This window comes from Ruegeria sp. Alg231-54, assembly GCF_900143525.1.
Taxonomy (GTDB): domain Bacteria; phylum Pseudomonadota; class Alphaproteobacteria; order Rhodobacterales; family Rhodobacteraceae; genus Ruegeria.
Window position 1 is genome coordinate 303,040 of sequence record NZ_FREZ01000001.1, and the last position, 13,604, is coordinate 316,643.

Annotated in this window: 15 protein-coding genes and 2 tRNA genes; 12 read left to right on the plus strand and 5 right to left on the minus strand. The window is 55.5% G+C overall.

The features are described 5' to 3' along the window. Positions 1-11: 11 nt before the first annotated feature. Positions 12-347, minus strand: coding sequence for a multidrug efflux SMR transporter (locus tag DHN12_RS01525; protein ID WP_108858597.1), 336 nt, complete (start codon positions 345-347; stop codon positions 12-14). Between the two features lie 205 nt (positions 348-552). Here DHN12_RS01525 and DHN12_RS25040 point away from each other — a divergent pair, with 205 nt between their 5' ends. Continuing rightward, the gene (locus DHN12_RS25040) at positions 553-684 is read left to right on the plus strand and encodes a hypothetical protein (RefSeq protein WP_255415445.1); all 132 of its coding nucleotides are present in this window, start codon (positions 553-555) and stop codon (positions 682-684) included. Positions 685-737: 53 nt separating this feature from the next. On the opposite strand, the gene DHN12_RS01530 is transcribed toward DHN12_RS25040, so the two are convergent. Genes DHN12_RS01530 through DHN12_RS01540 form a run of 3 tightly spaced genes read right to left on the minus strand, consistent with a single transcriptional unit; the run spans position 738 to position 2,790 of the window. After that, positions 738-1,895, minus strand: coding sequence for an HD domain-containing protein (locus DHN12_RS01530; RefSeq protein WP_108858598.1), 1,158 nt, complete (start codon positions 1,893-1,895; stop codon positions 738-740). Further along, complete coding sequence (locus tag DHN12_RS01535) at positions 1,892-2,137, minus strand: hypothetical protein (RefSeq protein ID WP_058271680.1); 246 nt, start codon at positions 2,135-2,137, stop codon at positions 1,892-1,894. Before DHN12_RS01535 ends, DHN12_RS01530 begins: the two co-directional genes overlap by 4 nt. Continuing rightward, on the minus strand, positions 2,137-2,790 hold the full coding sequence (locus tag DHN12_RS01540) for an alpha/beta hydrolase (protein WP_058271679.1): 654 nt from the start codon (positions 2,788-2,790) through the stop codon (positions 2,137-2,139). Before DHN12_RS01540 ends, DHN12_RS01535 begins: the two co-directional genes overlap by 1 nt. A gap of 177 nt (positions 2,791-2,967) precedes the next feature. On the opposite strand from DHN12_RS01540, the gene DHN12_RS01545 reads away from it, so the two are divergent. The 9 genes from DHN12_RS01545 (at position 2,968) to DHN12_RS01585 (ending at position 10,599) form a co-directional block, all read left to right on the plus strand. After that, entirely contained in the window at positions 2,968-3,426 is a 459-nt protein-coding gene (locus tag DHN12_RS01545; RefSeq protein WP_108858599.1) for an Rrf2 family transcriptional regulator, read from the plus strand. Positions 3,427-3,486: 60 nt separating this feature from the next. After that, positions 3,487-4,530, plus strand: a complete 1,044-nt coding sequence (locus DHN12_RS01550; protein ID WP_108858600.1) for a cysteine desulfurase family protein — start codon at positions 3,487-3,489, stop codon at positions 4,528-4,530. A gap of 17 nt (positions 4,531-4,547) precedes the next feature. Further along, a complete protein-coding gene (gene sufB, locus DHN12_RS01555) occupies positions 4,548-6,068 on the plus strand; it encodes a Fe-S cluster assembly protein SufB (RefSeq protein WP_058277970.1) in 1,521 nt (506 codons plus the stop codon). A 70-nt stretch (positions 6,069-6,138) separates the two neighbouring features. After that, positions 6,139-6,894 (plus strand): Fe-S cluster assembly ATPase SufC, encoded by a 756-nt coding sequence (sufC, locus tag DHN12_RS01560; RefSeq protein ID WP_108858601.1) that lies wholly within the window; start codon positions 6,139-6,141, stop codon positions 6,892-6,894. Further along, a complete protein-coding gene (locus DHN12_RS01565; RefSeq protein WP_108858602.1) occupies positions 6,894-8,174 on the plus strand; it encodes a SufD family Fe-S cluster assembly protein in 1,281 nt (426 codons plus the stop codon). The genes sufC and DHN12_RS01565 overlap by 1 nt, the downstream gene beginning before the upstream one ends. Further along, positions 8,174-8,659 (plus strand): YIP1 family protein, encoded by a 486-nt coding sequence (locus tag DHN12_RS01570; protein ID WP_058277968.1) that lies wholly within the window; start codon positions 8,174-8,176, stop codon positions 8,657-8,659. The genes DHN12_RS01565 and DHN12_RS01570 overlap by 1 nt, the downstream gene beginning before the upstream one ends. Next, positions 8,656-9,222 (plus strand): Yip1 family protein, encoded by a 567-nt coding sequence (locus DHN12_RS01575; protein WP_108858603.1) that lies wholly within the window; start codon positions 8,656-8,658, stop codon positions 9,220-9,222. The genes DHN12_RS01570 and DHN12_RS01575 overlap by 4 nt, the downstream gene beginning before the upstream one ends. A 13-nt stretch (positions 9,223-9,235) precedes the next feature. Next, entirely contained in the window at positions 9,236-10,456 is a 1,221-nt protein-coding gene (locus tag DHN12_RS01580) for a cysteine desulfurase (RefSeq protein WP_108858604.1), read from the plus strand. Between the two features lie 66 nt (positions 10,457-10,522). Further along, positions 10,523-10,599, plus strand: a tRNA-Arg gene (locus tag DHN12_RS01585). A 1,118-nt stretch (positions 10,600-11,717) separates the two neighbouring features. Here DHN12_RS01585 and DHN12_RS01590 read toward each other — a convergent pair. Next, positions 11,718-11,807 (minus strand) — tRNA-Ser (locus DHN12_RS01590). A 123-nt stretch (positions 11,808-11,930) separates the two neighbouring features. Between DHN12_RS01590 and DHN12_RS01595 the strand changes: the two genes are divergently transcribed. Beyond that, complete coding sequence (locus DHN12_RS01595; protein ID WP_108858605.1) at positions 11,931-12,773, plus strand: DUF2059 domain-containing protein; 843 nt, start codon at positions 11,931-11,933, stop codon at positions 12,771-12,773. After that, positions 12,773-13,573 (plus strand): DUF2059 domain-containing protein, encoded by an 801-nt coding sequence (locus DHN12_RS01600; protein ID WP_108858606.1) that lies wholly within the window; start codon positions 12,773-12,775, stop codon positions 13,571-13,573. Before DHN12_RS01595 ends, DHN12_RS01600 begins: the two co-directional genes overlap by 1 nt. The last annotated feature ends 31 nt before the right edge of the window (positions 13,574-13,604 follow it).

Sequence of the window (13,604 nt, forward strand, 5' to 3'; positions counted from 1 at the left end):
CTAACCGGTCGTCAGTGGCCCGCTGTGCTGGAAAACAAGTGAATGATCAGGATTCCGGCCAATATCATCGCCAAACCGAGCACCGCAGGCCAGTCCAGACGCTGACCAAAAACAATGAAGCCTATGATGGCGATCAGAACGATCCCCAAGCCTGACCAAATGGCATAAACGATGCCGACCGGAATAAATTTCAGGGTGAGGCCCAGCAGGTAAAAAGCAACTCCGTAACCCACGACAACCAAAACAGAGGGCCAAAACCGGCTGAACTGCTGGCTGGCCTGCAGCGCCGTTGTGCCAATTGTTTCGGCGAAAACCGCCAGCAATAGGATGAGATAGGCTTTGGGCACGGCAGGTCTCGATTCAGTTGCAGTTGGGGAGGTTGACCACAAAATCCCAATTCACGACAAGGGGAATGTGAATGGATATCGGGAAAAGTTCTGTGTCGGAAGAATCGGGACTGCCCATCGAAGAGGTCAGGATAACCATACTATTTCAAAGAGAAAAATTCTGATATAAAATGGGTAGTTTTTAGTTTTCTTTTATGAGTTTTCAATGACGAAATTTGCGATATCCGTGATCGTTGCTTCGGCATTCATAGTGGCGCTTGGGTGGCTTGCGGGCGGGGGGTCCGTCGACATAATCGCAGCCAGTGGTGTTGAGCGGTTTGAAAGTTTTCAGGTTTAAGTGCCTGCCGGAATGATTGGAAAAGGGGCCTTTGCGCCCCTTTTTCTATTGGCTCAACCGACGGTGTTTTCTGAAAAATACGTGCTCAGTTTCGGTCGCAACCATGACCACAGCGCTGGTGCGCCGCGATTGATCGGCGTTCCCACACGGCGTTCGATCTGGGCAAAGGTCACTTTGTAATCGACCCAGGACCCGCCACCTGTTTCAAGGTTCCCGACTGGGGTTTGAAACCGATCGATCGCCTTGGCAAATCGCGCGTCTGGCGACACGGCGGCTTCGAACTCCTCCCATAGCGTCCGGAAGGCGTGCTGCGGTGCCTCGGGCAACAACCCGAACAACCTGTCGGCTGCTGCCTTTTCCTCGGCTTCTTGTGCGGCGTGGTCGACTTGTCCGTGGATGGGGTGATCTCCGGCATCAATTTCGACGATGTCATGCAGTAGAAGCATTTTCAGGACTTGGTCCAGCGATACACCGGGCTGCGCGTATTCCGCCAAAACCCAAGCAAACAGCATGATGTGCCAGGAATGTTCGGCCGAGTTTTCAAACCGATCATCAGACAACAGGCGTGAGGCGCGGTAAACGGACTTCAGGCGGTCTGCCTCAGTCAGAAAAGCCAGCCGTTCAGAAAACGCCGTTTCGGGCGTTGACTGCGCGTGCAGCAGGGCGCTGGCCAGAGCGTGTGCTTGGGGGAATTCCCGTACCAAATACGCGGCGCGACCACTGCTGAGGTTTTCCCGCGCTACTTCAACATGATCCGGGTTGGGGGTTGGCGCACACAAGACTTGAAACAGTGGTTGGCATCGGTCCAGATACTTGGCAAATTTCGCGTCCGGTGTCGTGTCAGACTCGAACTCTTCCCACAGGGCTTGAAACGCAGACGTCTGATCGTCCGGCAAGAAACCAAACAACTCGTCCGCCGCCGCGCGCTCGGCGCGTTCCACGGCGTTCCAATCGGTTTCCAGGTGAATGGGGTGATCGCCGACGATGATCTCGACCAGATCGTGCAACAGCAGCATGCGTATGACGCGGTTGATGTCTACGTCGTCACCGGCCAGCGGCTCCATCGTCAGTGCCCATAAGGCCAGATGCCAGCTGTGTTCTGCAGAGTTTTCGGGGCGGGACTGATCCAGTAGTGCATTGGCGCGATCGACCGACTTCAGCCTGTCCGCGCGTTTCAGGAATTCAAGTTGCGCGGACAGTCTTTCAGTCATTTCTTTTCAATCGCTTTCACCTGGGAACGATGTTTGGTCAGTGCGTCGATGACAAACTTGCGCGCTTTGCGTTCAGCAATGCGTACACGCATTTCAGTCAGAAAGGCCTCTTCCAAGGTTTGTGAGGACGCGCCCAAAAGCTCTCCCACCTCGACAAAGAAACGATCATTGCCGGTTTCGTCCATCACCTTCATCGTGTCCTCGGCCAGTTTGGCCGCAAGCGTTGTGATGGTATTCGACATTAGCGCGTGTTCTCGGTCAGGCGACGCTTCACATAGTCACTGACATCGGTGATCAGCGTGTCCATGTGACGGTCCTGGAAGAAGTGATCGGCACCCTCAACCTCGTTATGGGTGATGGTGATGCCCTTTTGTTCGTGCAGCTTGTTGACCAGCGACGTGGTGTCGGCGGGCGGGGCAACACGGTCGGACGAGCCGTTGATGATCAGGCCGGACGAAGGGCAGGGGGCCAGGAATGAAAAGTCATACATGTTGGCTGGTGGCGACACGCTGATAAAGCCCGTAATTTCGGGGCGGCGCATCAGCAGCTGCATTCCGATCCAGGCACCAAACGAGAAACCGGCAACCCAGCAGTGCTTGGAGTTGTTGTTCATCGACTGCAGATAATCCAGCGCTGACGCGGCATCGCTCAGTTCACCGATGCCCTGATCATATTCTCCCTGGCTGCGGCCCACGCCGCGGAAGTTAAATCGCAACACGGTGAAGCCCATGTTGTAAAACGCATAGTGCAGATTATAGACCACCTTGTTGTTCATGGTCCCGCCGAATTGTGGATGCGGGTGCAGCACGATGGCAATCGGTGCGTCTTTTTCCTTTTGCGGGTGGTAGCGGCCTTCCAGGCGGCCTTCGGGTCCGGGAAAAATCACCTCGGGCATGTGTGCTTTGGTCCTGTCTTTTTCTTCCTGATGCCACGATATACTTGACGGTAATCGTAAGGCACTTTAGAACGGTTCTAATTATGATGCTTTGCGCAAGGCGCTGCCTGTCGGAGATACGCACTGGCGGCGGCGGCGTCAATGTTTTCGCTTATAACCTGCCATGAGGGAAAGACAATGAAGCTTTCGACAAAGGGTCGTTACGCGATGGTTGCACTGGCTGATATTGCTCTACAGCCCTCGGACCGCCTGGTGACGCTTAGCGAAATTTCCGAACGTCAGGATATCTCGCTTCCTTATCTTGAGCAGCTTTTCGTCAAATTGCGCCGTGCCGATCTGGTTTCGTCCGTGCGTGGACCGGGCGGCGGTTATCGTCTGGCGCGGCCTGCTTCCGAGATTCGGGTGGTCGAAGTTCTGGCGGCGGTGGATGAAACCGTGGACGCGCTGCAAAAAGGTGCCGGGGCATCTGGGGCATCCTCGGGGAGCCGGGCGCAGTCTTTGACCAACCGACTTTGGGAAGGTCTTAGTGCGCATGTTTACGTCTTTTTGCACCAGACGCGCTTGTCCGACGTGATTAAGAACGATCTGGCCCCGTGTCCGGCAGTTCCCAGTCTGTTTTCTATCGTTGATGAGTGACCCGATGCCGATTGCCTTTGGGGTTTCATTTCTGCTTTGCATTCAAGAAAAGATGTATCCATGAATCGTGTTTATCTGGATCATAACGCAACAACAGCGCTGCGCCCCGAGGCGCGCGACGCCATGGTGACAGCGATGGATTTGTGCGGGAACCCGTCATCCGTTCACGCCGAAGGCCGTGCGGCCAAGGCTTTGATCGAGCGGGCAAGGGCGCAGGTTGCAGCCGCATTTGGTGCGGATGGGGCAGACGTTGTGTTTACCTCAGGTTCGACCGAAGGGGCTGCGCTGACTTTAGCTAATCGTGACTTTCATGGATCCGCGATTGAGCATGACGCGATCAGATCATGGATCACCGAAGACTTACCCACTTCGCAGTCCGGTCAGGTGGAAGTGACAAATCCTGAGCAGTCAACACTGCAACTGGCGAACTCTGAGACGGGGATTGTCCAATCGTTGCCAAACGGATTGGCTGTATCCGACGCGACACAGGCCTTTGGCAAATTGCCGGTGGCCTTTAACTGGCTGGGCGTCCAGATGGCGTTGATTTCGGCCCACAAGCTGGGCGGCCCGAAAGGTATTGGCGCGGTGGTGTTGAAACGTGGCACTGAACTGCCTGCAATGATAAAAGGCGGCGGGCAAGAGATGGGCCGGCGGTCTGGTACCGAAAATGTCATTGGAATCGCGGGGTTCGGGGCGGCAGCTGAAGCTGCGGCCCGGGATCTTTCAAATGGTATCTGGGAACAGGTTCGTGAATTTAGAAATATTCTAGAAAATGCCCTTGAGGCTGGTTCTAAATCTACTATTTTTGTCGGGAAAGGTCAGTACCGCCTTCCGAATACCTCGTGTTTTGCAACCCCCGGCTGGAAGGGCGAAACGCAGGTCATGCAGATGGATCTGGCAGGTTTCGCTATCAGTGCAGGTTCTGCCTGTTCCAGCGGCAAGGTCCGGGCAAGCGCGGTGTTAACCGCGATGGGTTTTGATGAGGTCACAGCAGCAAGCGCGATCCGCGTTTCTCTGGGACCTTTGACCACTGAAGAAGATGTGCTGCGTTTCGCCGAAACGTGGCTTGAAAAAGAAAAGAAGCATCGCGCGCGCGCCGCGTGATCTGACGGAGGTGTCATATGGCCGCTTTGGACCAGACCCAGGTAAAAGAAGGTGTCGATCAGGAAACCGTCGACGCGGTACGCGAGGTCAGTACCTACAAATACGGTTGGGATACCGATATCGAGATGGAGTACGCGCCCAAGGGCGTGAACCCGGATATCGTCCGGCTGATCTCGGATAAGAATGAAGAGCCCGAATGGATGACCGAATGGCGTCTGGCGGCCTTCGAGCGCTGGACCAAGATGGACGAGCCTAACTGGGCTATGGTCCACTATCCCAAGATCGACTTTCAGGACCAGTATTACTATGCCCGTCCCAAATCGATGGAGGAAAAACCCAAATCGCTGGACGAGGTCGATCCCAAGCTTCTAGCCACTTACGAAAAGCTTGGTATCCCTCTGAAAGAGCAGATGATTCTGGCCGGTGTCGAAGGCGCCGAGGATATGCCTGCCGAAGGTCGCAAGGTGGCCGTGGATGCGGTGTTCGACTCGGTTTCGGTTGGCACGACCTTTCAGGACGAACTGGCCAAACACGGCGTGATCTTCTGTTCGATCTCAGAGGCGATCAGGGAACACCCTGAACTGGTCAAGAAGTACCTTGGCACCGTTGTTCCTGTGTCTGATAACTTTTACGCCACGCTGAACTCGGCCGTGTTTTCGGATGGTTCGTTTGTCTACATCCCGCCAGGCGTGCGCTGTCCGATGGAGCTGAGCACCTATTTCCGCATCAACGCGGAAAATACGGGTCAGTTTGAACGCACGCTGATTATCGCGGACAAAGGTTCTTACGTTTCGTATCTGGAAGGCTGCACCGCGCCGCAGCGCGACACGGCCCAGCTGCACGCGGCCGTTGTTGAGATCATCATCGAAGAAGATGCTGAGGTGAAATACTCGACCGTTCAAAACTGGTTCCCCGGGGATGAAAACGGCAAGGGCGGTATCTATAACTTTGTGACCAAGCGCGCAGATTGCCGGGGTGACCGGTCCAAGGTAATGTGGACCCAAGTGGAAACCGGATCCGCCGTGACTTGGAAGTACCCGTCCTGCATCCTGCGCGGTGATGAAAGCCAGGGTGAGTTTTACTCGATCGCCATTACCAACAACATGCAGCAAGCCGATACCGGCACCAAGATGGTGCACTTGGGCAAGAACACAAAGTCGCGCATCGTGTCCAAAGGGATCAGCGCGGGTAAAGCGCAGAACACCTATCGCGGGTTGGTTTCGATGCACCCGAAGGCGAAGGACAGCCGCAACTATACCCAGTGCGACAGCTTGCTGATCGGCGATAAGTGCGGGGCCCATACGGTGCCGTATATCGAAGTTCGCAACAATTCCTCGCGCGTGGAGCATGAAGCGACTACGTCCAAAGTGGATGACGATCAACTGTTCTACTGCCGTCAGCGCGGCATGGACGAGGAAGAGGCCGTGGCGCTGGTCGTCAACGGGTTCTGCAAGGACGTCCTGCAAGCGTTGCCGATGGAGTTTGCCATGGAAGCGCAGCAGCTGGTAGCCATCAGCCTTGAAGGATCAGTGGGTTAACCCCGCATTTCTCTGAATTCAGAACATATCGGGGCCGGATGGCCCCTTGCGGTACGCAAAAGGACAAAAAATGCTGGAAATCAAAAACCTGCACGTGAAACTTGAGGAAGAAGAAAAGCAAATCCTCAAAGGCGTCGACCTGACCGTCGAGGCTGGCAAGGTGCATGCGATCATGGGGCCGAACGGCTCGGGCAAGTCGACGCTCAGCTATGTGCTGTCGGGCCGCGATGGGTACGAAGTGACCGAAGGCTCGGCCACGCTGGAAGGTGCGGACCTGTTGGAGATGGAGCCGGAAGAGCGCGCTGCAGCGGGTATCTTTTTGGCATTCCAGTACCCCGTGGAAATCCCGGGTGTTGGTAACATGACCTTCCTGCGCACAGCCGTGAACGCACAGCGCAAGGCGCGAGGCGAAGAAGAACTGTCGGCAGCGGATTTCCTGAAGGAAGTCCGGGCCAAGGCGAAATCGCTGAAAATCGACGCGGACATGCTGAAGCGTCCGGTAAACGTCGGCTTCTCGGGTGGTGAGAAGAAGCGGAACGAGATCCTGCAGATGGCGATGCTGGAACCCAAGATGTGCATCCTGGACGAAACGGATTCGGGTCTGGACGTCGATGCGATGAAACTGGTGGCCGAAGGCGTGAACGCGCTGCGTGATGAAGGCCGTGGTTTTCTGGTCATCACCCACTATCAACGCCTGTTGGACCACATCAAACCTGATGTTGTGCATATCATGGCGGACGGTCGCATCGTTAAAACCGGTGGTCCCGAACTGGCGTTGGAAGTTGAAAACAACGGTTATGCCGACATCCTGGCCGAGGTGAACTGATGGCTTTGCCCGAAGTAAAACAAACCGCGACCGAGGCACGGCTGGCCACGCTGACCATGCCCGAAGCCGGCTGCACCCGAGCCGCGCGCGAAGACGCGCTGGCGCGAGTGCTGGAAATGGGTCTGCCGGGGCGGCGCGACGAGTATTGGAAGTACACGCGCCCTGACACCCTGATCTCGGCCGAGCAGCCGCATGCAGCATTGTTCCACTCAGACGAACCGCTGCTGTTTGGCAATCTCGACCGGTTGAAGATCGTTTTCATCGACGGTGTGTTCAGCGCCGAAGACTCGGATGATTTAGAGCTGGAAGGTGTCAACATCGACCGGATCGAGGATATCTGCTGTAAGGATATTCACTGGGCCAAAGAGTTGTACGGCGTTCTGGAAACGCGCGGGCAATCCCCGGTTCAGCGGCCGTTGGCTGCTTTGAATACGGCTTTTGCCGCAGACGGTGTTGCGATTCATGTCACCGGTAAGCCGACCAAGCCGATCAGCCTGATCTATCGCCATGCATCCGAGACCTCGGACGCCATGCTGCACCACATCATCCGTGTCGAAAGTGGCGCTGAGGTAACGATACTGGAAAACGGTCCGGCAGCGTCGCGGTTCAACAAATGTATCGAGATCGACATCGCCGATGGTGGGACATTGCATCACGTGCGCGCGCAGGGCAGGGACCACGAACGTTGCGCTGCGACTCACATGTTCACGCGGCTGGGACGGGAATCTGTCTTTAAGTCCTTCACGCTGACAGTGAATGGAGTTTTGACACGCAACGAACAGGTTATCGAATTGACCGGCGACGACGCTATTGCTCATGTGGCAGGCGCCTGCGTAGGTGATGGCGATTTCCACCATGACGACACGGTTTTCGTTACGCATGACGCGGTGAACTGTGAGAGCCGTCAGGTCTTTAAGAAAGTTCTGCGCAACGGCGCGACCGGCGTGTTCCAGGGTAAGATCCTGGTCAAGGAAGGCGCACAGAAGACTGACGGGTATCAAATCAGCCAGTCCTTGCTGCTGGATGATGACAGCCAGTTCCTCGCCAAGCCCGAACTTGAGATCTATGCCGACGATGTTGCGTGTTCGCATGGCTCGACCTCGGGTGCGATTGACGAAACAGCGCTGTTCTACCTGCGTTCACGTGGGGTTTCGGTTAAGGACGCCACCAATATGCTGACGCTGGCATTTTTGGCCGAAGCCGTCGATGAGATCGAGGATGAGGTATTGTCAGAGGCCATTGTGAACCGCCTTGAAGGCTGGCTGTCGCGACACATCTGATGCCTTTGACCTCGGATATCGTGGCCACCTATCGGGGGCCGGGTCGTGTTGTGCGACGGCTTCTTGATCTTGGCCCGCGAGAGGACAGGGCGCTGATGTTTGTCATGGCGTTTTGCATCGTTGCATTCATCGCGCAATTGCCCAGCCTTGCGCGGCGCGCGCATATCGAAGGGCTAGAACTGGATATGTTGATGGGCGGCGCCTTGATGGGCACTGTCATTATTCTGCCTCTGTTTTTCTACCTGCTGGCCTTTGTCTCATACGGCGCGGCCCGGTTGGTTGGCGGTCAGGGGACATCCTACGGCGCTAGATTGGCTCTGTTCTGGGCGCTATTGTCCTCAACACCTCTGGTTTTGTTGAATGGTTTGGTCGGCGGTTTCATAGGATCTGGCCCGGCCCTGACACTCGTCGGGATCGTCTGGTTCGCAGTGTTCCTGTGGTTCTGGCTGGCAGGTCTCAGTCAAGCGCAAAGGCGGCAAGAATGAATCCCACTGGCTTTGTTGATCTTGCGATTTTGACCCTGACACACCCCGCCCAAGCGGCCCGACGCCTTTTGGACATGCGGCCGGGGCGTGAAATCTTATGGCTGGCTTTCTTTCTGGCTGTGGTGCTGAACGGCCTTGTGCAACTGGGTATTGATCACTTGATTCCGGTCCCCAATGGTGAATCCGTACCCCCACCTACGCCTGTGTTCCTGGGTCTGCTCCGTTCTGCCGGCGCGATGTTGCTAAGCATCGGGGCTTTCCTGTTCGTGGGGCGGTTACTGGGTGGCCGTGCAACATTCGATGACATTCTGACGCTGACGATCTGGCTGCAATACCTCCAGATCGCTGCGATGGTGATCACGCTGGTCATCACGATCGTGCTGCCGTTTTTGATGCTGATGTTTTTGCTGGCCACGGCAATTATCAGCCTTTACGTCACGCTCCATTTTCTGAATGAAGCGCACCAGTTCGGTTCGCTTGCTAAATCCTTCGGGGTCATCGTGTTATCTGCTTTGATTGCAGTGCCCTTTGTCCTCGCATTAACGCCCGGCGGCCCCGTATAGGGAATAGAAGACCATGTATGACGTGCAGAAAATCCGCTCAGACTTTCCAATCCTGTCTCGGGAAGTGAACGGCAAGCCGTTGACCTATCTGGACAATGGCGCATCGGCGCAGAAACCGCAGGTCGTGATAGATGCGGTGACACGGGCATATTCCGAAGAATACGCGAATGTTCATCGCGGCCTGCACTACCTGTCCAATCTGGCGACCGAAAAATACGAATCCGTTCGCGGAACCATCGCCCGTTTTCTGGGCGCGGCGGACGAGGATGAGATTGTCTTGAACTCGGGCACGACCGAGGGGATCAACCTGGTCGCCTATGGCTGGGCCATGCCGCGCATGGAGGCCGGAGATGAGATCGTTCTGAGCGTGATGGAACACCACGCCAATATCGTTCCCTGGCATTTCCTGCGTGAACGTCAGGGCGTCGTCCTGAAATGGGTCGATGTGGACCCAGATGGTGGCCTTGACCCGCAGGCCGTGATCGACGCGATCGGTCCCAAGACCAAGCTGGTCGCAATGACGCAGTGTTCGAACGTGTTGGGCACCGTGGTCGACGTCAAAGCGATCACAGAAGGCGCGCACGCGAAAGGCGTACCAGTGCTGATCGATGGCAGCCAGGGCGCTGTGCACATGCCCGTCAATGTCGCCGATATCGGCTGCGATTTCTATGCAATCACTGGCCACAAGCTTTATGGCCCTTCGGGTTCGGGTGCGATTTACATCAAATCCGAACGCATGGCCGAGATGCGCCCCTTTATCGGTGGCGGCGACATGATCAAAGAGGTCAGCAAGGACCAGGTGATCTACAACGACCCGCCAATGAAGTTCGAGGCCGGAACACCCGGTATTGTCCAAACCATCGGTCTGGGTGTTGCGCTGGATTACATGATGGATCTGGGGATGGAAAACATCGCCGCTCATGAGGCCGGGTTGCGCGACTATGCTATGCAGAGACTGACTGGTCTGAACTGGTTGCAGGTTCAGGGCACACGCCCGGACAAGGCCGCGATCTTCAGCTTTACGATGGACGGGGCAGGGCACGCGCATGATGTTTCGACCATTCTGGATAAGAAAGGCGTGGCTGTCCGTGCCGGTCATCACTGCGCTGGTCCTCTTATGGATTTCTACGGTGTCACCGCGACTTGCCGCGCAAGCTTTGGTCTGTACAACACCACGGAAGAGGTCGACATACTGATCGACGCGCTGGAATTGGCACACGATTTGTTTGCGTGAAACCTGGCCGATCCGGAAAGATTTGCAGTTGCACCCGGATCGGATCAAGGTTAGCTAACGGCCAAGGCACCTGTAGCTCAGCTGGATAGAGCGCTGCCCTCCGAAGGCAGAGGCCAGAGGTTCGAATCCTCTCAGGTGCGCCAAGCCACCTCCATTTAAGTCAAAAAATAAGGCTCTTCGGCAATAATGCCGGAAATCTGTGTACCACTTTGTGGACCACTTAGTTCTGTGTACCGCCGAGCGGCCGTTTATCCTGTGGTTACCGGGTCAGTCGCCGCATGTCGTGGCTTTCTAGCTTGGTCACACAGGAGGATCGCTGGGGATGGCATGAGGACACACTGGAACGCCGCTGTCGCCGGGCAATAGGCTGCGCATGTTAAGTTCCACTCGATAGATGTCATCGCGAGAAACTCGCTGGGGCGCTTTGGGCTTGTTGCGGACAACTTCATCGCTCAAGGCGCTTAGCGCTATTCCGAACTATAGCGGTGCTTCACTTATGTTTACTAAAGTTGCAAGTGTGCGAACTCGCCAGTGTCCATCGTATTCCGTTCAAGAAAAGCCCTACGCTAACCACTTTCCTCCGGCAGCGAAGAGGACCTCTTCTTCACCGGATTGCTCGGCAGCGCCTGCGTTTTCTAAACCTACGGAAACGAAGAATGACAATAATTGCAGACCAATACTCTGGCAACGCCGCGTCATCGTAATCCTGCCTAAGACAAAACTCCTAATCAAAGGGACTTAACTCTGCTTTGCAGTAGCAACAAGGCCGATGGAAATGCGCGTGCGTTAGTGAGCCAAATCTCTGCATTAAAGTGACGGTAACGCGGATAGCAGCAGCAAAATCTCAGGGTCCATTTGACCCTTTCAACTTTCTATACTAGGCCCCATCCCACGCACCGATAGTTCTTGATCCGCAGGAGGATTCCGCCAGTATGCGCGGGTCCGAACCAACCTGCCACTCACAAAGCACCTTTCATGTTCCGCAACCCGATGTTCTAAGGGCGTCGCGTGACCCGAGGCCCGAGCCTTTTCGAATTTTGGTAAGGCGCTACGCACAGCCCGCCATTAGGGCCCGGCGCAGGTACGTTCGGGGGAGACGGTGGATCGTCTAATTCAAAAACCTCAAAAGGTCGCTTTGCTTGACACCGTCGCGGACCCATCTGTTTTGACAGCCTACACTGCAGCAGAGACACCAGCATCAATACCACATAGACACCGAGTGCAAACGTTCAGATGACTACCAATCCTGGGAATGGGATAATGGCGGAGAGACAGGGATTCGAACCCTGGGTGGGCTTGCACCCACAACGGTTTTCGAGACCGCCCCGTTCGACCACTCCGGCACCTCTCCGCGGGGGTCTGTGAGGGGGGGATTTAGTGAGGAACGCGCGGGGGTGCAAGCAGAAAATTCTTGAAAATGACAAAGCCGGGATTTTCCGTTGCCTGGCGCGGTATTTCCCCTAGGCTCATAGGTATGACTTATCCTTTACGCCAAACTATCCTGCCGCTAATCGCCGCCGTTCTGTTCGTGATCTCCGGGTCGCAGCAAGCACTTGCTGCCGGACGAGATCGGATCGAAGCCTTTTTGACAACAACCGGGTTCGACGTTGCACTTGAAAGCATCGCGCTTGCCTCAGCCTCAGCCCCGCAAATGTTGGGAATCGATCCAGATGGGTTTGGGTCCGACTGGACACGCCTGACCGAAGAAGTCTTTGACACCAAGGACATGCGCGACACAGCTGTGTCTATTCTGGAACAAACACTGAGCGATGAAGCGCTGACCCATGCGGTCGAGTTCTATGCATCCGATCTTGGGCAACGGCTGGTCGAGTCCGAGAATGCATCGCACATGGTTGAAGATGACGAAGCCAAGCAACTGGAAGGGCAGAAAATCGTCTCGGACCTGATCAAGGATGGATCCAAGCGGGTCGAAAACCTGAAACGCATGAACAATGCAATTGATTCCAGCGGGACGGCATTACGTGCGCTGCAGGAAATTCAGGTGCGCTTTTTGCTCGCTGCCAGCGCCTCGGGGGTGATTGACTTGCAACTGGGCGCGGATGAACTGCGTCAGATGATGAAGCGCAATGAGACCGGCATGCGGCAAGCTTTGCAGTTGTCCGCGCTTGCCGGGGCAGCCTATACCTATCAGGACTTCTCGGATTCTGAGGTCGTCGCCTATGCTGAGGCTTTGGAGCAGCCTTTGATGCAAGAAGTCTATGAGCTGCTGAATGCCATTCAATACGAAATCATGGCCATGAAGTTTGAAGATCTGGCCGCGCGGATGGCGGAACTACATCCGGCCCAGGATATCTGATGCGCCTGATCGCTGCTTGTTTCGCCGTGTTTCTGTCAGCCATGCCACTGGCGGCGTCCGAGCGGGTTGAACGCCTCATGCTGGCACTTCAATTGGAGCAGGTCGTCAATATTCTGCGCGACGAAGGCTTGGCTCAAGCGAAAGGCCTGAACGACACATTTCTGGGTGGTGACGGCGGGGCGTTCTTTGATGATCAGGTGGACGAAATTTATGATCCACAGTGGATGCAGGAGCAAATTTCAGGGATTTTTGAGGTCAGCCTGACAGCCAGCCAGATGGATCGCGCCATCCTGTTCTTTGAAAGTGATGTCGGGCAAACCGTTATAACTCTGGAAAACTCGGCCAGAAAGGCCTTTGCAGATGAAACCATCAAGGACATGGCGCGTGAAAACTATCTGAACGGGGCAGGCGGCACCCAACTTTACCGGCTGGTCGGCGAGTATATCGAAGTCAACGACCTGATCGAAAAGAACGTCCAAAGCTCGCTTAGTTCGGATTACAACTTTTTTCGCGGCCTCAGCGCGGATGCCGGAACCAGCTCGGAAGATATTCTGGCGCAGCTCTTGTCGGACAAGGACAGGCTTGCCGAGGAAAACCGCATCTGGTTGTATTCCTTCCTTCTGGTGGCCTATCAACCGCTTGATGAGGCTCAGATGCGGGAGAACATTGCTTTTTCCCGAACTGAGACCGGACGCGCCGTAAACGAAGCCTTTTTCGACGGTTTCGACAAGATGTACGACCAGATCTATTTTCAACTGGGGCAGGCGGTCTCACGGGCGCTTGGCGCATCGGATCTTTGATCCTGTATTTGATGTTGACTTTGCCGATCAT

What these genes read in the sequence shown, in the direction of transcription:
- DHN12_RS25040 (WP_255415445.1), top strand. Translation starts at nt 553, where the DNA reads ATGACGAAATTTGCGATATCCGTGATCGTTGCTTCGGCATTCATAGTG.
- DHN12_RS01530 (WP_108858598.1), bottom strand. Translation starts at nt 1,895, where the DNA reads ATGACTGAAAGACTGTCCGCGCAACTTGAATTCCTGAAACGCGCGGAC.
- DHN12_RS01535 (WP_058271680.1), bottom strand. Translation starts at nt 2,137, where the DNA reads ATGTCGAATACCATCACAACGCTTGCGGCCAAACTGGCCGAGGACACG.
- DHN12_RS01540 (WP_058271679.1), bottom strand. Translation starts at nt 2,790, where the DNA reads ATGCCCGAGGTGATTTTTCCCGGACCCGAAGGCCGCCTGGAAGGCCGC.
- DHN12_RS01545 (WP_108858599.1), top strand. Translation starts at nt 2,968, where the DNA reads ATGAAGCTTTCGACAAAGGGTCGTTACGCGATGGTTGCACTGGCTGAT.
- DHN12_RS01550 (WP_108858600.1), top strand. Translation starts at nt 3,487, where the DNA reads ATGAATCGTGTTTATCTGGATCATAACGCAACAACAGCGCTGCGCCCC.
- sufB (WP_058277970.1), top strand. Translation starts at nt 4,548, where the DNA reads ATGGCCGCTTTGGACCAGACCCAGGTAAAAGAAGGTGTCGATCAGGAA.
- sufC (WP_108858601.1), top strand. Translation starts at nt 6,139, where the DNA reads ATGCTGGAAATCAAAAACCTGCACGTGAAACTTGAGGAAGAAGAAAAG.
- DHN12_RS01565 (WP_108858602.1), top strand. Translation starts at nt 6,894, where the DNA reads ATGGCTTTGCCCGAAGTAAAACAAACCGCGACCGAGGCACGGCTGGCC.
- DHN12_RS01570 (WP_058277968.1), top strand. Translation starts at nt 8,174, where the DNA reads ATGCCTTTGACCTCGGATATCGTGGCCACCTATCGGGGGCCGGGTCGT.
- DHN12_RS01575 (WP_108858603.1), top strand. Translation starts at nt 8,656, where the DNA reads ATGAATCCCACTGGCTTTGTTGATCTTGCGATTTTGACCCTGACACAC.
- DHN12_RS01580 (WP_108858604.1), top strand. Translation starts at nt 9,236, where the DNA reads ATGTATGACGTGCAGAAAATCCGCTCAGACTTTCCAATCCTGTCTCGG.
- DHN12_RS01595 (WP_108858605.1), top strand. Translation starts at nt 11,931, where the DNA reads ATGACTTATCCTTTACGCCAAACTATCCTGCCGCTAATCGCCGCCGTT.
- DHN12_RS01600 (WP_108858606.1), top strand. Translation starts at nt 12,773, where the DNA reads ATGCGCCTGATCGCTGCTTGTTTCGCCGTGTTTCTGTCAGCCATGCCA.